The organism is Aquiflexum lacus (assembly GCF_015476655.1).
GTDB classification, from domain to species: domain Bacteria; phylum Bacteroidota; class Bacteroidia; order Cytophagales; family Cyclobacteriaceae; genus Aquiflexum; species Aquiflexum lacus.
Map to the genome: position 1 here is coordinate 1 of NZ_JABFHF010000037.1, position 23,819 is coordinate 23,819.

Sequence of the window (23,819 nt, forward strand, 5' to 3'; positions counted from 1 at the left end):
TGCTTTCATGATATAGAGTTGAGTAAAAACGGTCAACCTATATCAGGGACATACAGTTTCTCGACTTTCATCCTTCATCCCTCATCCTTCATCCTTTCTATCCCCTACTCCTCAAACCCCAAACCCGCAGCATTCAACAACTTGGCATAGGCTGTCTTTCTTTTTCCTGCAAGGTCGTTGAGGGTAATCCTTGCACTGATCAAACTGACTTCACGGGCATTGACAAGGAATAATGAACTCTCACCGATATCAAATCGGATCATTTCTCCGTCCAATAATTTTTGTAAACCATTTACATTGTTGATGAATACGGTCAATTGCTGTTCGACAGTTTCAAAATTGAAGATCTCACTCTCAAGCTTGGTTTTGAGTTGAATCAATTTCAGGTCTCTTTGATAATTTTTAAAATCAATTTTTGCCTTGGTCAATCCAAGTTCACCCCTTTCCCTTCTCAAAAACAATGGCATACCGAATGTCAAGCCCAATTTATAATTATTTTCCAGAAATGGTGAATTGCCAAATTGATTGAAACTTTCTGACAGAAAATTATAATTGACTTTCAAAACCGGTAACAACAGGTTTGCTTTATACCTCCTTTCCACCATCAAAGACTCAATATCAAAATCTGTCAGCCTAAGGTCAGGGTGCAGTTGGACATAATCTCTCAAAGATTCCTTACTGTAATCAAATACCATTTCATTGAGTACATCTTCAGGAAAGGTTGATTCCAATAATTCCACGGGTTCTTCATTTTGGTCCCATAGGAAGGTATTAACAAACTGTGTGGATCGAAAGAATTGAATTTGTGCTGTTTGCAACCTGTATATCCTGTCCATCACCTGGGTATAGGCCTCCACCGTATCTATGGCAGGAAAATCACCTTGAATGTAACTTTCTTTGACCATTTCGAACCTTTGTTCGGCCAATTCTACCCCTTCCTGTAAAATCACTACGTTACGATAATCAGCAGCCCAATTCCAATAGGTTTCCGTTGCCTCAAGGTAGAGGTCATTGAGTATCAACTGTCTTTCAGCTTTGGTTGACTCCAAATAAATCTGAGCCTGCCTCAGTGTTGCTCTCCGCTTGTCTATCAACAAACCCTGTGCAACATTGACAGATGCTCCTAATGCAATCAGACCATCATCGGGCACTTCTAATTCAGGATTCAACAAGGAACCTGTATTTTGTTCAATAAGTCCTTTCAGCTCTACTCCTGCCCAAGTTGGAACCACAAAACCTGCTTCTCTTTTGTCAAAGTAATTGGTATTCTTAAACCGCTTTCTGTCATAATCTGCATAGACCATCGGATCAAATCCTCCACGGGAAGATCTCAGCTCCTGCTCACCAAAGCGCAAAGTGACCTCAGCCTGTTTTGCAACAGGATGAAAATCCCTTACCCATTCCATGTATTCCGTATAGGTTAGAATTTGTTGGCCATAGGTTTGGAAGCTCAATCCTATTGCTATAAAAACAAACAATAAACGCATCATTTACTTTTCTTTTCTATTTTCGGCCTTTTCCCTGGAAGTATAATAATCAGGTGGGAAGCCATTGAGCTGACGCCATATTTCATACCATAAAGGAACATCATTGAGCAAGGCAATCCCCTCAGCACCTGAACCAATCCTCAGAGCATTTGGCCAAGATTGCTCTTCGGGATCTTCCACAACCAAAACCCTATAATTGCCATCTGGACCTGCAAAATTATCTATCGCCTGAACTACCCCACCAAAAGTACCATTGGTAATCTGAGGCCATCCAGAAAAGACAATTGCTGGCCAACCATCAAAAATAAAGCGGACTCTATTACCGATTCGCAATAATGGAAAGTCTACAGGAGCGACATACATTTCAACTGCCAATTGGGCATTACCCGGTAGAATGCTTATGATTTCTGCTCCTTCTTTGATGGTTTCGCCTATACCCACCTGAATAGCACGGGTAATATATCCTTCCTGTGGAGCGAGGATATGACGGAATCCTGTCCTGACCTCATAGTTTGAATATTGATTTTCCAATTTTGTGGCCGTAGCCTCAGCATCATACTGTGATGACATGGCTTCATACATATCAGCACTTGCCTTGGCCATTTTATCCCTGAAGTCATTATCTATCGCATTGAGTTCGATCATAGCGGCAATCCTTGCATTGATACTTTGCAGAAATTTATTTTCAGCCGCAATCAGACTTGCTTGAACTTCCTGAAACCGAAGCTCTCTTTGTTCAAAATCTGTCAAAGATCTTAGCCCTTCTTTATAGAGCGTTTCTGCTCGTTTTAATTGATCTACCCCTACTTTGAAGTTTACTTTGGATTGTTCAAACCTGATACTGTCAGAAGTCACCTGTAACTCAGCCATCTTCAGTCTGTTTTCCGCTTGCTCTATTCTAAGGACATTATTTTCTTTCAATGCCTGAATCTGAATTTCCAATGACCTTACCTTTTCGAAATAAGATTTAGCTGAAAGATTTTTGGCATCTACCTGTAGTCTCGTCCTATCCAAAAGCAAGGGATCAAAATAATCATCTTTAATCTCCGATATCATCAGGACAGTATCTCCTTTCTGAACATACTCACCCTCCGCAACATACCATTTTTCTATCCTCCCGGCAATGATTGAATGTACAGTTTGTGGTCTTTGGTCAGGCCTTAGGGCTGTTACAAATCCCTTAGTTCTAACATTTTGGGTCCATGGTAGGAAAAGGAACAAAAAAGTTCCTATCAAGAGCGACAACAATATCCTTATCCTCTTTTTACTTTCATCTTTGGGAATTGTCATCCCAAAACTTTTGAAACCTGTAAAAGAGAAATCAGTCCCTATCTTATTTTTTGAAATACCAATCATCTTATCGAGGGATTAATTTTTGACATTGTTCAGATAATCTTCACTACTTCCATCAAACAGCAGTTTACCCATGTGCAACTTTAGAACCCTTGGGAACTTCTTGATCGTATCTGCATCTTCAGCCATCATCAGAACAGTCCAATTCCCTTTGAGAATATAATCCAAAACTCTTTCTTTCTCCTCAGGGTCCAAGTAAGTCACCAAGTTCTCAAGTAATAAGGCCTTTGGAAAGTTTACAAGACATCTTGCCAATACTATTTTACTGATGATCGCTTTGCTGAGATTTTTTCCTTCGGGAAGAATAGTAGTATCCCAATCATCCGGAAGCACATATATGTATTCCCTTAATCCAACCAAGTCAATGATTTCCCGCACGTGGGCATCATCTACTTCTTTGTGCAAAGTTATATTATCATAAATACTGGCATGAAAAACCGATTGATGAGAGAGACTATCTCCAATATACCCCCTTAATCTTTCCAGATTCATAGTGTCTATAGGCAAACCGTTTACAATTATTCGACCCCTATAATCACTGTATAGGCCTGAAATCAGGTACATCAAGGCACTTTTTCCACTTCCGCTTTTTCCGGTTAAGGCTACTTTTTCTCCTGGTTTCAGTTCAAAGGAAACATTATCCAAAACGTCAGTAATTGAAATTTTCGATTTAAAACTTAAGTTTCTAACATCAAATTGAAGACTTTCATTGTTGGTGGTAAGTGACTTCTCAGTTCCTTCCTGTCTTTCCATGGGTAGGTCCATGATCTGACCAATTTTTTCAGTAGCTGTTAGCGTTTCATAAACAGCATCCAATGAAAGAATGATCTTTTCTACAGAATTTACAATCAGAAGGATAATAACTTCCGCAGCCACAAACTGACCAATACTGATCTGATTATCAATCAATAGCAAACTACCGACTACCAAAAGGGTTGTAACAATCAAAGCCTTGAATGCTATCATGACCTTGTATTGGAAAACAAGTACAGCGAAGTGTTTATTTCTGAAATCTACATAGGAAACCAAAAGCTTGTCAATGTTGAAAAATGGCAATTTTGAATTCCCTGCAAGCTTAAAGGTGGCCATCGTTCTGCCAATTTCTTCTAACCAATATGCCGTTTCATATTTTTTAGTCGAGACTTTCAGGTTTGTCTCCATTCCTTTTGGACTCGTAAAATAAAAGATCAAGACAACCAAAGCAATAAGCAAAGAACTGAAAATCAGGAAGAAAATATTGTAGATAGCCAGTAAAATCATCCCAAAGAAAATCTGAACCATTGCAAACGAAAAGTCAATGAGTATCTTGGAAACTCCTTTTTGAAGATTTACTGCATCAAAAAACCTATTTACCAGTTCAGGAGGGTGTTTATCCTGAAGTTCATCCAGCTTCAGCTTGGGAAGTCTGTAGGCGAAACTAAAACCGACTTTGGTGAAAATTCTTTGTTCGAGTTTTTCTGTCAGATACAATTGCGAGATTTGTAAAAACCCACCAAATGTAATCCCCACTGCCACCACCAAAATCATGATGAGCCAAGCAGTACTCACCCTTCCACCAAGTACAAAATTGACAATGGCCTGTATTCCCAGTGGATAAATCAAAGATACGGCACCGTTGAGCAATGAATAAAAATAGATGGCATAGACTTCATTTTTCTCCTCCCTCAAGAGCCTGAAGAATCTTTTCAGAGGTGTGACAGTATATTCAATTTTCATTTTCTATGGTTTTGAAAACTAAGTTGTGGAAAAAATCAATTTTTTTATCATCTCCAGGCTGATGTTCAGTCAAGCCGGGAAGATGTTTTGCATAATACGATTGCATAAAACTTGATTCCATCACTGTTGAAACCAAGGTCATTGGGTATTCGAAATCTGGATTAATCTCTAGAATGATCTTTGAAATTCTTTCTCCAAGCTTATGGTAATGATTGAAGAATCCTTTTTTGTACTCTTCATCAACCTCCTTGGTCATAAAAGCCTTGGCCGCCTCATCTGTCAGCAAGATTTTAAGGGTCAATGGGTCAATAAAATCATTCTTAGTAAATATGGGGCCTTTTACCAAAATTTGAATAGCTAATTCCAGTTTTTTTCTTGAATCAAGCAAATTGGCAGTACAAAAAACCAGATTCTGTTCAAGATAACCCCAATACCAAGAAGTCAAAAACAAAAGCAACTTATGTTTATTTTCAAAGTACCGGTATATGGCTGATTCAGTGCAACCGATTCTAGTTGAAAGCTTTTTGAAGTTGAAATGTTCAAATCCCAAATCAATCATCATGCAAACAGATTGTTGGATAATATCTTTCCCTAAGTCAGAGCTAAAAGGATCTTTGAGAAAAATATCCTCATTGATTTCCACCCGTATTTTTTGTAGAATATATTCCATGGTTAAAGAAATAATAAGCTGATAACGGTATTACTTTACAAAAAGTTTATATTGTAGTATAAAAAGTTTGTATTACACACGGGGTCAGTGTTTATTGGGCAGTGTTCAGATGACAGGCGCATTTGCAGTGGTCAGTTCTCCCAGTAAAGGGTTTAGCTCACAGTCGCAGTTGCCCAAACTGCGACTGTCAACTAAACATCCTATCTCTTCATATAAGCATCTCTTGTCGTCTTGAATTCCGAACCTTCTTTCCACTGTGGCCATATATCACTGTCAGCAAGTCTTTTGCCTACTTGATATAGTAGTTGTACATCATCCACAGCCCCTTCCAGATTCCACCTTTCTGGATCGTAGGAGTCAGAAGGCTTGTGATAATACTTGGAAGTATATTCATCCTGTAACTCTTTTCCGTACTCTTTACCTTTTTCAACATGGTCAATTCCCGTTCCAATATAAAGGGCAGGTATTCCAACCTTTGCAAAATTGAAATGGTCTGATCTAAAATAGTAGCCTGCAGAAGGTGTAGGCTCCGGTGCACTGTACCTGTCTACTTTGGCCAATTCGACGTTTAACAGGTCTTCCATATCGGATTGACCCATACCTATCAAGGACACATCCTTCATTTTCCCATAAGGATTGATGCCGTCCATATTGATATTGGCAACGGTTTTTTCTACAGGATATACCGGATTTTCAGCATAATAAGCCGAACCCCATAATCCCTGTTCTTCTGCTGTTACAGAAAGAAATATGACGGTCCTTTCCGGCTGTTTATCGGATTTAAAAGCTTTGGCCAAAGCCAATAGCGCTGCCGTCCCACTGGCATTGTCCAAAGCTCCATTGTAAATACTATCTCCAAATTCATCCGGCTTACCTATTCCCAAATGATCCCAGTGGGCAGTGTAAATGAGGTATTCATCAGGTCTTTTACTGCCGGTGATTTTGGCAATGACATTCTTTGAAATATCATATGTAGCTTCTACTTCCATGGTTGAACTGGCTTTCAGGTTCATGGGTATAGCCTGAAAATCAGGTCTTCTTGCCTGTCCCAGCATTTCCCTTTCATTTAATCCAGCCATTTCAAACAATTGGTTTGCCATTGGAAGGGTAACCCAACCTTCAAATACTGGTTTGTAGATTTCTTTGCTCCGGGTATCCAAATAGAGTTTAGGAGCGTTCCAATTGTTCTGAATCACATTAAACCCATAACCTGCGGGAATGGTGTTGTGCACAATCAGTGTGCCCAATGCCCCTTGTCTCGCCGCTTCTTCAAATTTATAAGTCCAACGTCCGTAATAGGTCATGGTATTACCTTTAAATAGCGCCTCTTCCTCTGTTCCAAAACCAGGATCATTGACCAGTACCATCACAATCTTATCCTTGACATCAATATTTTTATAATCATTCCAACCATACTCAGGAGCAACGATCCCGAATCCCGCAAAAACGATTTCAATATCTTCGAAATTCTGTGTTTCCTCAGTCCTTTGAGTCCATAGAACAAAATCTTTTAACCCTTCCAGATTCAATTCTTTGGAGGCTGATTTAATGGTCATTTCATTGGAAGGATTGGTTGTAATGGAAACCATGGGCACATCCTGAAAATAACTGTCCCCATTTCCAGGCTCCAGACCCATGGCCCTGAATTCATTTTCGAGGTATTTGATGGTAATTTCCTCCCCTTCCGTAAAAGGCATCCTCCCCATGAAGTCATCGGATGATAAGGTGATCAAATGGTCCTCCAAGTCAGAAATCTGAAATTGATAAGGTGCTGTCTCTGTTGGTTGACAAGAAAAGGTGTAAATGCTCAAAAGGGCAAGTGATCCGAATGTTTTAAGCTTCTTGAAATTCATATTAAAGGTTTGTGGTTTGGTCGAAGATAAGAATATTACTTATTAATAAATATACCCCGTGTATGAAAGGATGTCGGATGTTAGATGACCGATGTTGGGTTTGAGTGTCATATCGAGTACCCAACATTCTGAAAATGTTCAAAATAGGTAATGCCATTGGTAGTTTTGATACATAATCAAACTTATGACCAACTTTGGAGTTAGATTTCGGCTATTTGAAAATTTTACAGGGTTTTAGTTTTACCTTAGTAATCAAATCTTACAGATGATGAAAACAGTATTGAAAGTTTTAATGACCCTGGCAATTGTTTTTGCGGTGCTCTATATGCTTGGTCCCAAAATTAAAGTAGAAAATTTGGATGGAGACTATCCTCAAGTTCCTACAAGACTAAATGACCTAACTATATTCATTGAGGCTAAAAGTGATACGGTGACAGGGTTAAAACCAGATAATGAAGCCAAAATTATCTGGGCAGATAGCCTCAATAAAAGTAAAACACCTTTTTCCATCATTTATATTCATGGATTTGGTGCCAGCGAAAAAGAAGGTCATCCAGTCCACAGACAAATCGCATCTCACTTTGATGCCAATCTTTATTTGGTAAGATTGCCCGAGCACGGCATCTCCAGGCCGGACGGGTTCAAATATTTGAATGCTCAAAAACTCCTTGATGAAGCCCGAGAAGCCTATATGGTAGGTCAAAGTCTTGGAGATTCAGTGATTGTCATAGGAACTTCTATGGGAGGTGCTTTGTCTTTGGTCCTTGCTTCCGAGCGGCCTGATATGAAAGCCTTGGTCCTTTACTCTCCTGCAATCATGGAATATGGAGGCGCATTGGATATATTTTTTAAGCCATGGCTGTCTTATTTGGCTGAAAAATTCCAATATGAGAATGGTGTCATCATCAATAACCGGGAAGGTGAAAAAGCAAAATACTGGTCCAGAGAGTATCACCTCAACGGATATAGAAGTTTGGCAGTCTTGCTGAGAAGCAAGATGAACGCTGAAACATTCAATGAAATAAATACACCACTTTTTTTAGGCTACTATTACAAAAATGAAGAGGAACAGGACTTTGTCGTTTCCGTACCTAAAATGCTTGAGATGTTTGATCAAGTTAGTACACCCGATAAACTCAAAGTCAAAAAGGAATTTCCCGAAACGGGAGACCATGTCATCGCCTCAAACATCACTTCAAATGATTGGGAAGGAGTGCTAAATGAAACCATCTCATTTTTGGAAGAAGTAGCAGGAATAAAAAAGGTTACCAAACCCGAATTGATTGCAATTGAAGATTAGAAGGAAATATTTTTAACCACAAAAGTGACAAGTGTTAACAAAAGGTTTTGGATTTAATCTTGTTGCCAATCCATTTTTTGTCATTAAGATAAAAGATTGAAATGAGCAATAGTCTTAAATTATATACATTAATTCTTTTGAATCCTTTTGTCTCTTTTGTGGTTCAAAACTCTAAAGTTTTAACGCAACTTTATCACCGCTTTTAACAGCTTCAAATATGGCATCTATGATTTTCATGTCTTTCAAACCTTCCTCGCCGTCAACAGGCACTTTCGGCTTTTTTCCATCAAAAATAATGGCAGCCATCTGATCCATTTGGGTAGTTTGATGGGTTACATGTGGTAGGTCCAAGCGGCCTTTGTTTGTCCAGCTTTTTATGGGTCCATATCCGGTGGATGGTTGCATTTCGGCAAAACCTTTATCCCCCACCAAGAAAAATTTATCCAAATAGCTGATTGCATAAGTGGAAAGGCATGATGCCACCACACCACTTGGAAATCCCAATTGGAAAGTGATGGTCTCATCCACTCCCTCTTTAAATTTTACCGGATCAGTTTTCACCTCTTGAGCAGTGACCCAAATAGGCTCCTCGCCCACCATATACCGGGAGCCATTGATGGCATAAATACCGATATCCATCATAGCCCCACCACCTGCCAATTCTTTATTGAGTCTCCATTGTGTAGGATCACCGATTTTAAATCCGGCTAGTCCCTGAAAAAATTTAATGGTACCAAATTCTCCGGCCTCCCTCAGTCTGATGACTTCCAAAGTGTTGGCCTCAAAATGCATTCTATATCCAATCAATAAATGTACGCCGGCCTTTTTACAGGCATCCACCATTTCCTTACCCTCTTTGGCATTGATGGCCATGGGTTTTTCACAGATAACATGTTTGCCAGCAGCAGCTACTCTCAAACATTGACCATGATGTAAAGCATTTGGCGTGATAATATAGACGGCATCTATATCAGGATTATTTTTGACGGCATCAAAATTTTCGTAGTTGTAACAGTTTTTATCTGGAATATTATACTTGGACTGCCATTCCTTGATTTTGGAAGGTGTTCCGCTGATGACGCCTGTTACTTTTGCTCGCTTGCTGTCTTTCATCGCCTCTGCTACCCTGTTGCCATAGCTTCCCAGACCCATGATGGCAACTTTCAATACAGGCCCGTCCTGCACATCAGGAATGTACTGATGCTGTTGTTCGAATGGTGTAAAACTAAAAGTCATTGGGAGAATTCCTGCACCAACAGTTAATTTCTGTATAAAGTCTCTTCTTGATTTCATAATGCTTCAAATATTTTAGGTTTAAGGTTTTTAAATGATGGAAAGGAATTTAAGCCAAAAAACAATACCAACCAAAAACAAATAGCATGATAGGACAATTCATACTTTAATATTCCAATTCAATCATGTATTGGATTCGCTGTTAAAATCTCTAAGATAGCATAATTTCAGTAATCACCTCTGATCACAATATTCCTCGACATTACCCATATCAAGCAGAAAACAAATCAAATTCCCAATTTGTCCTATGCAATTAATATAACCGATGGATATAGAAAGAATTAATTTTTATTGAGAGAAAAACGAGCACTTTTTCAAAAATTTATTTCATATTTGATTTGAAAATCACCCTTTTCAAACAAAAATGACATTGTTTTCCAAACAATATTCTATAAATTATATTAGAATTGACATGAAATTTGTGATGTTATCAAACAAAATTGTAAAATTTGTACAATTCCTGTTTTTGATTTCATTAACCAATTTTCTGCTTGCTTCCCATTCCTTGGCCCAGGAGCAGTCTTTTTTCGACTCATTGAATATCGCCAAAGAAAAAATTTATAGCGCTGATTATTCGGAAGGAATATCATTGCTTGAAAAAATGGAAAAAGGTCATCCGAATGATGAAAATATCATCCGGCTCAAAGCTCAAGGCCTTTATTGGTCGAAGGACTTGGAAGGAACTATAGCTTACCTCGAAAAAGCCATACAGCGACTTCCTGAATCATTGGAAATCAAACGGGACTATGCCAGAATTCTTTTTGAAAATGGAGTATATCCAAAATCCAGACAACTTCTCATTCAATATATTGAGCAATATCCAAAAGATCCTGAATCCAACCTTTTACTTGCCCGGATGTCCTATTGGGACGGTCAACCCCCAAGCAAAGCCTTAGCTTATCTGAATAAAATACTTGATCCCTACCCCGACAATTTAGAAGCCCTTGCTCTCAAAGAGGAAATTGAACTGACAACTTCACCCACAATCGCACTCAATACCTCCTATATCAGTGATTCACAACCTTTAGAGGCAATTATTTCATCGCTTAAAATCAATTTGTATCAATCTGCCTTACTTCAGCCTTCTTTACTGGCAGAGGTAAGATCTTATACCACTGATCAACAGACTTTGTATTTTCAAGTTTCCAACAAAACCAATATCATCAAATCTGGAACCGAGATCTCATTGAATGCAGGTCTTTTCAGGGCATCTTGGACTGAAACAATCAGCCCGCTCGGGGGTATAAATATCCGTCAAAAAACCTTTAATGACTTATACCTGACTGCGGCTGCAGAACGTGGTTTTTATCTCTTTACACTGGCGAGTTTGGAGACAGAGGTACTTCCAATAGGCTATTCTGCGTCATTTGGTAGGGACATGAGTGAAAACTGGACAGGTCAAGTGAGTTTCAGACAGGATAATTTTTCGAATGATAATTATGTGAGAACAAGCAGTGCTTGGATTCTTTTTCCGATTCTAAAACAAAAAGCAGTCAGGCTGGATATCGGCTATGCATTCATGATGGCAGACTCCAAAGAAAACAGATTTGAAGTAGTAGAACCTATATCGGGATTGATCAGTCAAACTGAAATTGGCACCGTCTTTCCAGGTATCTTCAATCCTTACTTTACTCCTCAAAATGAATACAGGCATTCTGCTTTAGCTAAAATCGATGTTAAACTGAGTCCTAAATTCAATATGAGTTTCAACAACAATATTGGAGTATATGCCATTATTGACAATCCGAATTTCATCTTTTTTGGAGTTGATCAGGATCAAAACAACGGATCTGTATCCATTCCAGGTTCACCACAGGGGAACCCGAACAACCCTATCCAAAATCCGACAATTGGAGAAAATCAAATCATGGCAGACGACCTGTTCAAAGTATTTGTACCAACTAGATATTATCCATTGGATTTACGTAGTCGGATCAACTGGAATATCAGCAGAAAGACCAGCTTTGCCTTGGAATACATTTACCTCAGGACAATTTTCTTTGATGGGCACAATGCCAACGCCACTCTAAAATTTACCCTCTAAGATGACAAAGAGAAAAGATAAGGATTATTGGATTTTCAGAAAAGCAAAAAACATCCAACGAATAGAAAAGTATTTTCTCGCTGCCTTGGTAGCCGCCGGGGTTATTGCTTTACTACGGCTAGGCAATTGGTGGTTTAAAGCAGAGCATGTAGATTCTTTATTTTTGTTTATCCTATTATCCTTGGTGTTTTGGTACGGAATGTTACGGCTTGTGATCATTTGGGTCAATTACCTCGGTATCCAAAGACCGGATTCAAAAAAAGCCCCTAAAGGGTTAAAGGTTGCAATTTTCACTACCAGTTCACCCGGTGAACCCTTATCAATGTTTGAAAAAACACTGGAAGCCTGTTCTAAAATCACTTACCCACATACGACCTATTTATTGGATGATACCCAGGATCCACGGTTCAGGGAAGTCACTGAAAAAAACGGAGCTGTATGCTTGGAATTGGTAGGACTTCCCGGTGCCAAAGCTGGAAAAATCAATAAAGCCCTTTCACTTACCGATGAAGATTTTATATTGGTGCTTGACCCCGACCATATCCCTTTTCCAAATTTTCTGGATGAAGTCCTTGGATTTTTTGAGGATGAAAAGGTTGGATATGTACAGGTTTCCCAAACTTACTACAACCAATATAAATCCTTTACCGCAAAAGCAGCCGCCGAACAGACTTATACTTTCTACGGCCCAACACAAATGGGAATGCATGGATATAACTGTGCTGTGGCCATTGGGGCAAATTGTACTTTCAGAAGAAAAGCCCTGGAATCTGCAGGCGGTCACGGTGTAGGCTTGGCCGAAGACCTTGTAACGGCAATCAGAATCCATGCCGAAGGCTGGAAATCCATCTATAATCCTGTAGTAGTCAGCCGGGGCTTGGTGCCCGAGGATTTTGGTTCGTTTTGCAAACAACAACTCAAGTGGGCAAGAGGAGTTCATGAGGTACTTTTTGCTGAGGTCCCGAAACTCTTCAGCAAACTATCCTTTTGGCAAAAGCTATCTTACATTACAATCGGAACCTATTACATCGAAGGATTAATCACACTCACCTATATTCTGATTCCCTTTCTCTACTTTTGGTTTGACATCGTTCCGGCCAAAATGTACTTCATTGAATTCTTGTATTACGGATTTCCGGTATTGCTTTTTTCAGTCTGGATTTATCTGCATGTTCAACGCTGGCTTTCCCATAGAAAAGAAGAAAATGGACTACACTGGCGGGGAATGATTATGAAATTTGCCTGTTGGCCGGTATACCTCATGGGCTTTGTTTTATCGATTTTTGACAAAAAAATCCCCTATATCCCAACTGCCAAGCAAGCTGTAATTGGGGGAATATCCCCATTTGCCAGACCATTATTACTCCATCTCCTGATTTTTATTTTAACGATTGGTTATGTGTTATATGAAAGGAGATATGTCCTGTCCGAGGTGACATTGCTTGCCAGCTCCGAAAAAACATATGGAATGATGGCTTTTGCATTCATCCCTTTTATACTTGGCTGTTTTTCGATGTATGCGGCTTGGGAGTCAACCAGAATTAATGAGGAAGATCCTTGGGAAACAATTGACATTGATGACATTATTCAGAAAAACTCTAAATTTTAAGTAATGAAAAAAGTTCTTTACAGATTGCTGATCGTTATAGCAACAATATTCACAGGTATTTTGCTGGTCGCAAGCGTCACCTATTTTGGGGATGAATCTACCGGCCCTGTTGATGATTTCTTTGGTAAAGTTACCACAGGCATCAGATCCATTGAAAACAAATATATTTTGAAAAAAAGAGAAAAATCCAGAAGCCTTGCTTTGGATTGGTTTACGGAATATAGGGCTGATAAAAATAAGCTGGTCAACACAGAATTACTCCTACTTGGAGCTTATGATAATCTGGCTGTACAGAATTTTGAACCAATAGTAGCTATCGAAGATAGTTTGAATACAGTTTTCCCGTTGGTGAAAATCTATACTGCATGGGGAAGTAAAAGGGAACAAAGATTTCCTGCTGATGAGGTTAATGCCATTTCATCATTAGGTTCTGTACCGGTTATCACTTGGGAACCTTGGCTGAATGATTTTGACAAGCAAGCGCTTCCTGGCATTCCAGACTCAGAATTCAGAGATAGCGATGGGCTTTTGGCAATAGCAAGAGGTGTTTATGATTCTTATGTAGACCGTTGGGCCCAAGAGGCAAAAGATTCAGGAGTTTTAATGTTCCTGAGATTTGCACATGAAATGAATGATCCCTACAGGTACCCATGGGGTCCTCAAAATAACAAGCCTGAGGAATTTATTCAAGCCTGGAGACATGTGGTCAGCAGATTCAAAGACATAGGTGCTGACAATGTCATCTGGGTATGGTCCCCTCATCTGGCCTATGGAGAGTTCGAAGCCTATTACCCGGGAGATGAGTTTGTGGATTGGGTCGGTACCGGCACATTAAATTACGGTACGGTAGCACCTTGGAGTCAGTGGTGGACTTTTGACGAGATTTTTGCCAAATCTTATGAAACATTCTCAGAATATGGAAAGCCTATTATGATTTCAGAATATGGAACCTTGGCAGTAGGTGGAGACCGTGCTAAATGGTACAAAGAGTCATTATCCGGATTCCCTGAAAAATTCCCTTTGGTCAAGGGACTCCTGTTTTTTCACAACTCAACAGACGCTACTACCACCTATCAAGTATTGAACTGGTCATTTAAGAATGATCCCGAAGTGAGCGCGGCAATTCGCAACGTAATCGGAACATGGTAAAAAATTCAAAAAATAATTTGGAAAATTAAACACTGTTCAATTATATTTGGATGTATAATAAATCATTCATGGGATTAGTAGAAAGAAAAATACGGGAAAAGGAAGAACTGAAAGACAGTATTCTCAAAGCTGCCAAGAAATTATTTCTTGAAAGAGGCTTTGAGAAAACCTCTATCCGTAACATCGCTGATGAAATTGAATACAGTCCCGGAATTATATACCATTATTTTAAAGATAAGAATGAGATTTTCCATGCGCTTCATACCGAAGGCTTTCAGGAAATGGGGAAACGAATGGGAATCCTATCCGCAATTGTGGACCCTATGAGTAGATTAAGGGCAATGGGTAAAATCTACATAGAATTTGGTCTGGAAAATCAAGATATGTACGATTTGATGTTTATCATTGAAGCTCCTATAGACCATGTAGAAACGAGGGATGATTTATGTTGGTCCGAAGGGGACTCCAGCTTCAACCAATTGAGATTGACCGTTAAAGAATGTATGCAAAAAGGCCATTTCCAAGGACATAGACTCGAAGCTCTCTCTTTTATGATTTGGTCAACAGTTCATGGAATGGTATCACTGAAGATCAGAAAAAGAGTAAATATCCTTGAAGTTTCTGAAGTTGAAAATATTGTAGAAAATAGCTACCAATCTTTTCTCATGGTCTTGGACAAACTCTGATATTTTTTTGACTATTTATTAAACAGTGTTTAATTATATAACAATGTAATAATTATGGATTCCACGCACAAAAAAATCTTCCTTTGGCTCCTACTATTCTTTGGACTGTTATCCGAAGGCAAAGCCCAGCAAATCCTATCAGATTATGTTTCTGAAGGCTTGCAACATAACCTTGTCCTGAAAGACAGGCATATCTCACTGGATCAGAGTCTTTTAGCCTTAAAAGATGCCAAAAGCTTTTTTCTTCCCTCAGTTGACTTTGGAGCCAATTATACATTGGCAAGAGGGGGAAGGGCAATTATTCTACCCTTGGGAGATTTATTGAATGGTGTATATTCTACCTTAAACACCCTGACAGACAGACAGGCTTTTCCACAGTTGGAAAATATTGAGGAACAGTTTATGCCCAATAATTTTTACGATGCCCGGTTCAGGGTAAGCTACCCAATCATCAATCCCGATCTGCATTTCAACAAGCTCATCCGCCAACAATCAGTCAAGCTTGAAGAATATGAGATTGAAATTTACAAGGCGGAGCTTGTGAAAAACATCAAACAGGCTTATTACCAATTTTGTCTTGCCTATACTGCCAAACAGATTTTGGAAGAATCAAAAATATTGGTAGACCGGAATTTAAAAGATAACCGTTCTCTTTTGGCCAATGGTAAAGGATTACCTGCACAGGTGCTCCGGGCAGAAAGTGAAGTTGAAAACCTCAACGCCCAATTGATAGAAGCGGAAAACAAAATGGCTAATGCGGCATACTATGTCAATTTTTTACTCAATAGACCCCTGCAAACCCAAGTAATCTTTGAAATCCAGGAAATCCAAGAAGAGGAAATCTCGAGACTATTTCAAGAGGAAGATTATTCCCAAAGGGCAGAATTGGTAAAAATTGCAACCGCCAAAAACATTCAGGAAACTGTAATCAGAATGAACCGAAATTTTGGAGTACCCAGATTGAACACATTTTTGGACCTCGGCATGCAGGGCTTCGATTTTGACTATTCACAACAAAGCCGATACGCACTTTTTGGCCTGAACATGTCTATGCCTGTTTTTCAGGGCGGAAGAAACAGGAATGAGATCAATAGAGCAAAAATCGAAATCGATGCAATTTCCTACAAAACAGAATTATTGGAAAATCAAATTGACATGTCCATCAGGACTGCCAAAAACAACATCAAAGCGGCAGGTGCTGCAAAACAATCTGCCGAAAGTAACTTTAAATCAGCCTCCTCCTACCTCAGACTGATAGACAAAGGCTATAGAGAAGGTACCAATTCCCTGATAGAATTCATTGATGCCAGAAATCAATTTACCCTATCCGAACTTAGGGTAACCATTGCCAATTATGGATTACTGAGCGCCGTGGCTCAATTAGAAAGAGAATTAGAAACATTGAAATAACACAACCATGAAACCTTTTATCCAAACCCTCCTACTCCTCCTACCCGGCATCTTGATTTTGAATGCCTGCGGAACTGATGGAAAAGCCATCAATAATACCATCCCTCAGGGAAGCATCCCGGTCAGAGTGACCCCAATCGCATTGTCTGAAAACAAAATGGACATACAGGGCACCGGTCAGTTCACTACCGATGATGAAACCTTACTTTCTTTCAAGACAGGCGGAATTATCAATCAGATTCTCGTATCAGAAGGTGATTATATCAAAAAAGGCCAACTGCTTGCTACCTTGGATTTGACAGAAATCAATACCGGGGTTGCACAAGCAGAATTGGGCTACGAAAAAGCCCTCCGGGATTATCAGAGGGTTCAGCGGCTGTTGGCGGATTCAGTAGCTACTTTGGAACAATCCCAAAACAGCAAAACAGCCCTTGACATTGCTTCTCAAAATTTACGGGCTGCCGAATTCAATAAAGATTATTCGCTTATACGAGCAGTAAGTAACGGGTATGTCCTCAAAAAATTCGCAAATCCCGGTCAACAAATTTCCTCAGGTAGTCCTGTGCTTCAGACCAATGGTACCGGAAAAGGAAACTGGAAATTGAAAGTAGCACTGAGCGACCGTGATTGGGCCACTGTGCAGGAAGATGATAAAGTAGAAATCACAACCCCTGTTCAACCTGACATACATTATCTGGCCCATGTCAAAAGAAAAGCGAAAGTCGCTGACGCCCTGACGGGCACCTATTTGGTTGAGATTGAATTTTCGGAAACAGCCCCTGATTACTTGGCAAGTGGGATGTTTGGTACAGCAACTATCCATTCCAGCAACAGTCAACCTACTTGGTATATACCCTATGAAGCTATTTTGGATGCCAATGCAGGTAAAGGTTTTGTGTTTGTAACCAAAGACAATGAAACAGCCCAAAAAATAAGTGTGGTTTTGGGAAGGGTTTATCCTGACAAAGTACAGATCATCAGTGGACTTGAAGGTTATGATATATTGATTGTAGCCGGAAGCGCCTATCTCAGTGACCAATCTTCCATCTCTATACAGAATTGATATGCGTATTTCAAACTTTGCTGTAAAAAACTATCAGTTTACCCTCGTGATATTCCTGATGACCATTGCGCTTGGCCTGACCACTTTCTTCAATATGCCAAGAAGTGAAGATCCTGCTACAAATTCACCTCAATTCCCGGTGATTGTAATTTATCCGGGTACAAGTCCTGAGGACATGGAAGAGCTCATTGTAGATCCAATTGAAAAAAGGATTTATGCACTTGAAGATATCAAACGTATCAAAACCAAAATCAGCGATGGTGTAGCTGTACTCAATGTGGAGTACAAATACGAAAGCAATGTCAATGACAAGTACCAAGAATTAGTCAGAGAAATCAATAGCCTGCGCGGAGAGCTTCCCCAGGACATCCTGAGTATCGAAATCAATAAAGTAACTCCTTCGGGTGTGAAAATTCTCCAAATCGGTCTGATCAGCGAAAACAGTTCGAGAGAATCTTTCAAAAAATATGGAGAACGGCTTCAGGAAGAACTGGAAAAAATCCCTGCCCTCAAAGAAGTGGATATCCATGGCCTACCGGAGGAAATCGTCAGAATAGACCTTCAACTGGATAAAATGTCTCAAATGAGGATTCCACTTCAGTCGGTTTTAGGTAGCATACAGAGCGAAATAGGCAATATACCCGGCGGTACAATTGAAGCAGGAAGCAAAGCCTTCAATGTAAAAACAAGTGGCAACTATAATAATTTGGATGAAATCGCCAATACCTTGGTCTATTCAGTTCAAGGAAAGAGCATTTCATTAAAAGACATTGCCCATGTACATTTGGATTTTGATGAAAGCAAACATATCACAAGACTCAATGGATACCGATCCATTTTCGTTACTGCTGCATTAAAAGAGGGCAATAATATTTCCCAAGTCCAAGAGCAATACCTTCCGGTTCTTGAAAATTTCAAGTCTACCCTGCCCTCTAATATCGATATGGTTTTGGCATTTGACCAAGCTGATTTTGTCAACAAAAGATTGGGGGGTTTGGGTTTTGATTTCATCATTGCCATTCTTTTGGTTTCCATCACATTATTGCCTCTTGGCGGAAGGGCTGCCTCTATTGTGATGATTTCCATTCCACTATCTCTTGCCATAGGATTAATTCTCCTCGACTTATTAGGCTACAGTCTCAATCAATTGAGCATCGTAGGTTTGGTGGTTGCTTTGGGTCTATTGGTGGATGACAGCATTGTAGTGGTGGAAAATATAGAACGCTGGATAAGGGAAGGACATAGTCGGATGGAAGCTACCCTTTTGGGTACAAAACAAATTGGTTTGTCCGTAGTGGGATGCACCATTACCTTGATCATTGCATTTATGCCTTTGGTCTTTTTACCGGAAGGTTCAGGAGACTTTATTCGAAGCTTGCCAATGGCAGTCATCATGAGTGTTTTGGCTTCAATGTTTGTTTCCTTGACCATCATTCCTTTTTTGGCAAGCAGGCTGCTCAAAGAGCATGCTGCAGGACATCAGGGAAACCTATTTCTAAGGATACTACAAAATGCTATTTCCAAAAGTTATGCCCCTTTGTTGGAATCAGCCTTGAGAAAACCCGTTCAGACCTTGATAATTGCCTTGTTGGTATTCGGTTCATCCATGGCCATTTTCCCAATCATTGGCTTCAGCCTTTTCCCTGCATCTGAAAAACCACAGTTTTTGGTCAACATCATTACTCCAATTCAAACCAAAATCGGAGGCACGGACGAAGTCAGTAGAGAAGTAGAAGCTGCATTGAAAAACATTCCCGAAATAGATTTCTTTTCAACCAATGTGGGGAAAGGAAACCCAAGGATCTATTACAATGTCATCCCCGAAAATGAAAGAACGGATTTCGCACAGATTTTTGTTCAATTAAAACCAAACACATCTGTCACTGAAAAAATCCGGATTACAGAAAACTTAAGAAAAAAGTTTTACAATTATGTAGGCGCCAAAATAGAAGTCAAAAACTTTGAGCAAGGCCCACCTGTCACGGCCCCTGTTGAGATCAGACTTTCCGGTGAAAATCTGGACAGTCTGAGAAACTTGGCTTCAATAACCGAGAACTTGATCCGACAGACTCCGGGAACCATTTATGTGGATAATCCTGTCAGCAATCTCAAAACAGACATCCGTGTAGCCATTCAAAAGGATAAGGCAAGATCATTGGGCGTCAATATTGTAGAGGTGGACAGGTCTGTAAGAATGGCAATTGCCGGACTGAAAATGGGTTCTTTCTCAGATGCCAATGGAGATAAAAAAGAAATCATCCTGACCAGTCCGAAAGAGGAAAGAGCTTCACTTGTCAATTTTGACAGGCTATTTATCAATAATAACCAAGGGGCTGCCATTCCGATCAGACAGATTGCTGATTTGGTTTTGGAAAGTTCTCCACTGTACATAGACCACTATAACAAAATCCGAACAGTTTCCGTCACGGCTTTTGTACAGGAAGGGTTTCTGGCTGAGCGGGTGATCAGTGATGTGGAAAGCAAAATCAAAAACATAGAATTTCCTGATGGCTATTCCTATAAAGTGGCCGGGGAAGCAGAGACTCGAGAAGAATCATTTGGCGGTTTTCAAACGGTCATCATGGTTACGGTTTTCCTCTTTATCGCAGTTTTGATCTTACTCTTCAAGACCTTCAAAAGCACCATCATTGTTCTTTCAGTCATTCCGTTGGGAATGGTAGGGGCGCTGACTGCTTTGTGGATGACCGGCAACTCTTTGTCCTTTGTGGCCATCATAGGTTTGATCGCTTTGGCGGGTATAGAAGTAAAGAACTCCATTCTATTGGTGGATTTCACCAATCAGTTGAGGAAGGAGGGGAAATCTTTGAATGTCGCCATTCGTGAGGCGGGTGAAATACGCTTCTTGCCAATAGTATTGACTACACTTACCGCTATCGGTGGATTGATGCCAATTGCTTGGTCAACGAATCCTTTGATCTCTCCCCTAGCTATTGTCCTGATCGGAGGATTGATTAGTTCTACATTGCTTTCAAGAATTGTGACACCTGTGGTATATAAACTATTGCCACCGAGAATTGGGTAAGAGAGAAAAAGTACAATACCCCGTAGTTGTGCATTGTACCATGTAAGAAGTACAATGTAATTCAGACTGAACCAACTTTTGAAATAGAAGAAAGTGAGACACTACCAAAGGCAATGGGATGTATTGGGAAAATTTGGGTAAGAAAAAGAAAAAATTTGATTTTGAATTTGATCTTAAAATACATATATTGTTTTGATAATCAATACCTAAGGTAAACAGAAGGCATGATTTACAACTTTATATTTCTCTTCAAAAATTAAACACCACGACCATGAATCTACCCTCTTTTCTCCTCTCCCGACTACTGTTTCCATTGATTTTCTGCTTTTTTGTGAGTTGCAGCCTGTTTGAAGGACCCGAAGGAGTACAAGGACCCGAAGGAGTACAAGGGCCGGAAGGTGTTCAAGGTGAACAAGGCCCCCGGGGAGAGCGGGGTGAAAGGGGAGAGCAAGGTCCTCGAGGGCTCCAAGGAGAACAAGGGCCTAGAGGAGAACGAGGACCGCAGGGTCCTCAGGGACCACTAGGACCGCAGGGGCCGCAGGGAGAACAAGGACCTCAAGGAGAGCAAGGTCCACAAGGAGAGCCCGGTTCGGACGGTACTATCCAAATCATCTCAAAGGTAGTCACCCTTACCAACGCAGATTATGTCAATGGCACTTATGCGGTGATGACGACTACAGGCAATCTTCAAATGAATTCTATTTTAGCAAAGGTATCCACTATCGAGGATCCCGCAATTACCCAAGACGTATTTGATAATGGGATGGTGCTTGTTTACATGCGTGTTCCGGTAAACTCGTCATTTTCGGTTTGGATGTGGACAGGTTTACCGCACCATTACCAAGGTTTGGCAGGTCCTATAACCGTATACCACAGGAATTATAATTTCGGATATAATCTTAATAAAATAATCATCAGTTATTATTTTTCTAGGAATTACGAAGGAACTATCCCATCTGTTTATAACGCCACTGTACCAACACAAACATTTAGGTATTTGATCATCAACGGCATGGTAGCTGGTAGGTTGGCAAGCGCTAAGATTGATTTCAGCAACATAGATGCAGTTGAGGCCTTTTTATCTCGTTGAGTAAATATTTATCCAATTAGCAAAATGTAGGTTCCCTTTCTTCATTGTTTACTTAATTCCCTTGGAAGTAGCCTTTTTATTCATTTTTCAACACCATCTCAAATTTTCCGAGAAGCCTGTTGATTTGAAAAGTAATGGTGACAACTTTTATATTTTAAGCATTACAACAAAACCAAAATTGTTTCCGTCACGGCTTTTGTACAGGAAGTATATGTTTCTGAACGAATCACAAACTACAGACCAAAAGCAACTATACGTCTTTTGTTGCCATCATGAGTTGAAAGTTTTTGTGGTAATGAATTCATCATCTCAAGAATGTGAGAGGTGAATATCACTTTGGCGGAAAGAGTAGCGGAAATATCAAACCTAATTCCTAAAAATATCATAAATATTGATTCTTTATCCAACAAAGCACTAAGAACCACGTTCTATCTTCAAATTAAACCAAAAGCTTACATTACATTTTACCTCTAGATAATGAAAACTATATCCAACATGAAAAAAGCCATCAGTGTCTTCAAAACCTATGGTATACCGCTTACAGGCAAAAGAAAATCAGCAAACTTTTATAAAGAACTCCAAATGGATAAAATGTTTGTCGACGGTCTGATCTTTGAATTGGAATATGAACTGAAGCGGGAATTAGAAGATGAGAAAATTTCAAAAATTGAAACGCCCTCAGAATTGATCGAACATCTTTTAAGTGCATAAACTTTTATTTCCATATAGGGGTTAGGTTTAATTGAAATGCGCAGAAAAAAATACCTTTGGCTTTTATTCATTCCACTCCTCATGGCATACCTTATTAAAGACAGGTTTGCAGATTCCAGAAATGGTTTTTCTTCAAACCCTGAGCTCGTAACAATTCTCCCTCATGAAGATTGGAAAGGCAATCCTTTGGATAAGGATGGTAAATTCACCAATCTCTACCACCCGTTTACGTCAAGCTTTGGGGATTTGCTGAAATGGCAGACCAGTAAGAACCCTCAAAAAGAAGAAAAGAAGGCTGAAACCAGAAGGTTATTGGTAGACTTTGATTCCACCCTTTTTCAAAAAAAAGACGATTTCCTGATGTGGTTGGGTCATGCCAGTTATCTGATGCAGCTCAATGGCAAAACATTCCTGACAGATCCACTTTTATTTGACAATACCTTCCTGAAAAGAGAAAGTGAACTCCCCTTCCCCATTGAAAAACTACCGCGACTGGATTATATCCTACTTTCACACAATCACAGGGACCATTGTGATAAACAGACTATCAAATACCTAACTGACAACAATCCCGATCTAAAAATATTGACAGGTCTGGGATTGAATGAAGTAATTTCTTCCTGGACCAATGGACATTTTATTCAGGAAGCCGGTTGGTACCAGCAGTATTCTGTGCTGGACACAGGACTTCAGATTACCTATGTACCGACTAGACACTGGTCCAGAAGATGGTTATGGGATGATAACAAAAGTCTTTGGGGGGGATTTTATATACAAACTTCAGATTATTCCATATACTTTATGGGGGACAGCGGACAAGGTCCCCATTTTGCAGATATCAAAAATACGATGGGCACGCCTGATTATTGTTTGATGGGTGTGGGTGCTTTCAAACCTGAATGGTTTATGCATCAAGCACACATTAGTCCGACTGATGCCATTGACGCCTTCAATACTTTGGAAGGGAAATATTTCATCCCAATGCACTTCGGAACATTTGACCTCTCCGATGAACCGAGAATGGAACCTTGGGATATTTTGGTTCAGAACCGCGCAGAAATCCAAGGAGAATTGGTGGAACCGGTATTGGGTAGGAATCTTTTGAGGAATGGATTGTAAGTACTTACCCGCGGTGGGGATTGGAAAATTGAAAAATTCTAAAATTTTAAAATTGGAAAATTGGGAGATTCAAAGAACTTGTCGGCCGCAGCGGATTGGGAAATTAGTTGATTAAGCTATGCTTTGGCACTTCGGGTTTACTACATTTTTAAAATCTTCGGAAAAGGAGTGACATGATGTTACGCGTCATCCCGAGTGGAGAAAATTGGCATTTACAGAAAGG

17 protein-coding genes are annotated in these 23,819 nt (G+C 39.8%); 11 read left to right on the plus strand and 6 right to left on the minus strand.

Going from position 1 to position 23,819, the window contains the following annotated elements; genetic code table 11:
* Positions 1-104: 104 nt before the first annotated feature.
* The 5 genes from HMJ38_RS22605 to HMJ38_RS22625 all read right to left on the minus strand — a co-directional run bounded on the left by HMJ38_RS22605 (position 105) and on the right by HMJ38_RS22625 (position 7,079).
* Positions 105-1,490, minus strand: coding sequence for a TolC family protein (locus tag HMJ38_RS22605; protein ID WP_228780219.1), 1,386 nt, complete (start codon positions 1,488-1,490; stop codon positions 105-107).
* Positions 1,491-2,843: an HlyD family secretion protein gene (locus HMJ38_RS22610; protein WP_194976721.1), complete on the minus strand. Its 1,353-nt coding sequence runs from the start codon at positions 2,841-2,843 to the stop codon at positions 1,491-1,493.
* A 12-nt stretch (positions 2,844-2,855) separates the two neighbouring features.
* Positions 2,856-4,556 (minus strand): peptidase domain-containing ABC transporter, encoded by a 1,701-nt coding sequence (locus HMJ38_RS22615; protein ID WP_194976722.1) that lies wholly within the window; start codon positions 4,554-4,556, stop codon positions 2,856-2,858.
* Positions 4,546-5,226 carry a TetR/AcrR family transcriptional regulator gene (locus tag HMJ38_RS22620; RefSeq protein WP_194976723.1) on the minus strand — a complete coding sequence of 227 codons (681 nt, stop codon included), beginning with the start codon at positions 5,224-5,226 and terminating at the stop codon, positions 4,546-4,548. Before HMJ38_RS22620 ends, HMJ38_RS22615 begins: the two co-directional genes overlap by 11 nt.
* 200 nt (positions 5,227-5,426) lie before the next feature.
* Positions 5,427-7,079 (minus strand): M28 family metallopeptidase, encoded by a 1,653-nt coding sequence (locus HMJ38_RS22625; protein WP_194976724.1) that lies wholly within the window; start codon positions 7,077-7,079, stop codon positions 5,427-5,429.
* Positions 7,080-7,344: 265 nt separating this feature from the next.
* Between HMJ38_RS22625 and HMJ38_RS22630 the strand changes: the two genes are divergently transcribed.
* Positions 7,345-8,379, plus strand: coding sequence for an alpha/beta hydrolase (locus HMJ38_RS22630; RefSeq protein WP_317174587.1), 1,035 nt, complete (start codon positions 7,345-7,347; stop codon positions 8,377-8,379).
* A 171-nt stretch (positions 8,380-8,550) separates the two neighbouring features.
* On the opposite strand, the gene HMJ38_RS22635 is transcribed toward HMJ38_RS22630, so the two are convergent.
* Complete coding sequence (locus HMJ38_RS22635) at positions 8,551-9,672, minus strand: Gfo/Idh/MocA family protein (protein WP_194976725.1); 1,122 nt, start codon at positions 9,670-9,672, stop codon at positions 8,551-8,553.
* A 466-nt stretch (positions 9,673-10,138) separates the two neighbouring features.
* On the opposite strand from HMJ38_RS22635, the gene HMJ38_RS22640 reads away from it, so the two are divergent.
* The 10 genes from HMJ38_RS22640 to HMJ38_RS22685 all read left to right on the plus strand — a co-directional run bounded on the left by HMJ38_RS22640 (position 10,139) and on the right by HMJ38_RS22685 (position 23,596).
* Complete coding sequence (locus HMJ38_RS22640; protein ID WP_228780220.1) at positions 10,139-11,716, plus strand: tetratricopeptide repeat protein; 1,578 nt, start codon at positions 10,139-10,141, stop codon at positions 11,714-11,716.
* Between the two features lies 1 nt (position 11,717).
* Entirely contained in the window at positions 11,718-13,325 is a 1,608-nt protein-coding gene (locus HMJ38_RS22645; RefSeq protein ID WP_194976727.1) for a glycosyltransferase family 2 protein, read from the plus strand.
* A 3-nt stretch (positions 13,326-13,328) separates the two neighbouring features.
* Positions 13,329-14,474: a glycoside hydrolase family 26 protein gene (locus HMJ38_RS22650; RefSeq protein ID WP_194976728.1), complete on the plus strand. Its 1,146-nt coding sequence runs from the start codon at positions 13,329-13,331 to the stop codon at positions 14,472-14,474.
* A 68-nt stretch (positions 14,475-14,542) separates the two neighbouring features.
* The gene (locus HMJ38_RS22655; protein WP_194976729.1) at positions 14,543-15,160 is read left to right on the plus strand and encodes a TetR/AcrR family transcriptional regulator; all 618 of its coding nucleotides are present in this window, start codon (positions 14,543-14,545) and stop codon (positions 15,158-15,160) included.
* Between the two features lie 54 nt (positions 15,161-15,214).
* On the plus strand, positions 15,215-16,570 hold the full coding sequence (locus HMJ38_RS22660) for a TolC family protein (RefSeq protein WP_194976730.1): 1,356 nt from the start codon (positions 15,215-15,217) through the stop codon (positions 16,568-16,570).
* Positions 16,571-16,577: 7 nt separating this feature from the next.
* Positions 16,578-17,633 carry an efflux RND transporter periplasmic adaptor subunit gene (locus tag HMJ38_RS22665; RefSeq protein WP_194976731.1) on the plus strand — a complete coding sequence of 352 codons (1,056 nt, stop codon included), beginning with the start codon at positions 16,578-16,580 and terminating at the stop codon, positions 17,631-17,633.
* A gap of 1 nt (position 17,634) precedes the next feature.
* Positions 17,635-20,676: an efflux RND transporter permease subunit gene (locus HMJ38_RS22670; RefSeq protein WP_194976732.1), complete on the plus strand. Its 3,042-nt coding sequence runs from the start codon at positions 17,635-17,637 to the stop codon at positions 20,674-20,676.
* 271 nt (positions 20,677-20,947) lie between these two features.
* The gene (locus HMJ38_RS22675) at positions 20,948-21,766 is read left to right on the plus strand and encodes a collagen-like protein (protein ID WP_194976733.1); all 819 of its coding nucleotides are present in this window, start codon (positions 20,948-20,950) and stop codon (positions 21,764-21,766) included.
* 477 nt (positions 21,767-22,243) lie between these two features.
* Positions 22,244-22,477: an acyl carrier protein gene (locus HMJ38_RS22680; RefSeq protein WP_194976734.1), complete on the plus strand. Its 234-nt coding sequence runs from the start codon at positions 22,244-22,246 to the stop codon at positions 22,475-22,477.
* Between the two features lie 81 nt (positions 22,478-22,558).
* Positions 22,559-23,596, plus strand: coding sequence for an MBL fold metallo-hydrolase (locus tag HMJ38_RS22685; protein ID WP_228780221.1), 1,038 nt, complete (start codon positions 22,559-22,561; stop codon positions 23,594-23,596).
* Positions 23,597-23,819: the final 223 nt, after the last annotated feature.

Excerpts from the sequence above, each read along its gene's own strand:
- HMJ38_RS22605 (WP_228780219.1), bottom strand. The coding sequence starts at position 1,490 with ATGATGCGTTTATTGTTTGTTTTTATAGCAATAGGATTGAGCTTCCAA.
- HMJ38_RS22610 (WP_194976721.1), bottom strand. The coding sequence starts at position 2,843 with ATGATTGGTATTTCAAAAAATAAGATAGGGACTGATTTCTCTTTTACA.
- HMJ38_RS22615 (WP_194976722.1), bottom strand. The coding sequence starts at position 4,556 with ATGAAAATTGAATATACTGTCACACCTCTGAAAAGATTCTTCAGGCTC.
- HMJ38_RS22620 (WP_194976723.1), bottom strand. The coding sequence starts at position 5,226 with ATGGAATATATTCTACAAAAAATACGGGTGGAAATCAATGAGGATATT.
- HMJ38_RS22625 (WP_194976724.1), bottom strand. The coding sequence starts at position 7,079 with ATGAATTTCAAGAAGCTTAAAACATTCGGATCACTTGCCCTTTTGAGC.
- HMJ38_RS22630 (WP_317174587.1), top strand. The coding sequence starts at position 7,345 with ATGATGAAAACAGTATTGAAAGTTTTAATGACCCTGGCAATTGTTTTT.
- HMJ38_RS22635 (WP_194976725.1), bottom strand. The coding sequence starts at position 9,672 with ATGAAATCAAGAAGAGACTTTATACAGAAATTAACTGTTGGTGCAGGA.
- HMJ38_RS22645 (WP_194976727.1), top strand. The coding sequence starts at position 11,718 with ATGACAAAGAGAAAAGATAAGGATTATTGGATTTTCAGAAAAGCAAAA.
- HMJ38_RS22650 (WP_194976728.1), top strand. The coding sequence starts at position 13,329 with ATGAAAAAAGTTCTTTACAGATTGCTGATCGTTATAGCAACAATATTC.
- HMJ38_RS22655 (WP_194976729.1), top strand. The coding sequence starts at position 14,543 with ATGGGATTAGTAGAAAGAAAAATACGGGAAAAGGAAGAACTGAAAGAC.
- HMJ38_RS22660 (WP_194976730.1), top strand. The coding sequence starts at position 15,215 with ATGGATTCCACGCACAAAAAAATCTTCCTTTGGCTCCTACTATTCTTT.
- HMJ38_RS22665 (WP_194976731.1), top strand. The coding sequence starts at position 16,578 with ATGAAACCTTTTATCCAAACCCTCCTACTCCTCCTACCCGGCATCTTG.
- HMJ38_RS22670 (WP_194976732.1), top strand. The coding sequence starts at position 17,635 with ATGCGTATTTCAAACTTTGCTGTAAAAAACTATCAGTTTACCCTCGTG.
- HMJ38_RS22675 (WP_194976733.1), top strand. The coding sequence starts at position 20,948 with ATGAATCTACCCTCTTTTCTCCTCTCCCGACTACTGTTTCCATTGATT.
- HMJ38_RS22680 (WP_194976734.1), top strand. The coding sequence starts at position 22,244 with ATGAAAACTATATCCAACATGAAAAAAGCCATCAGTGTCTTCAAAACC.
- HMJ38_RS22685 (WP_228780221.1), top strand. The coding sequence starts at position 22,559 with ATGGCATACCTTATTAAAGACAGGTTTGCAGATTCCAGAAATGGTTTT.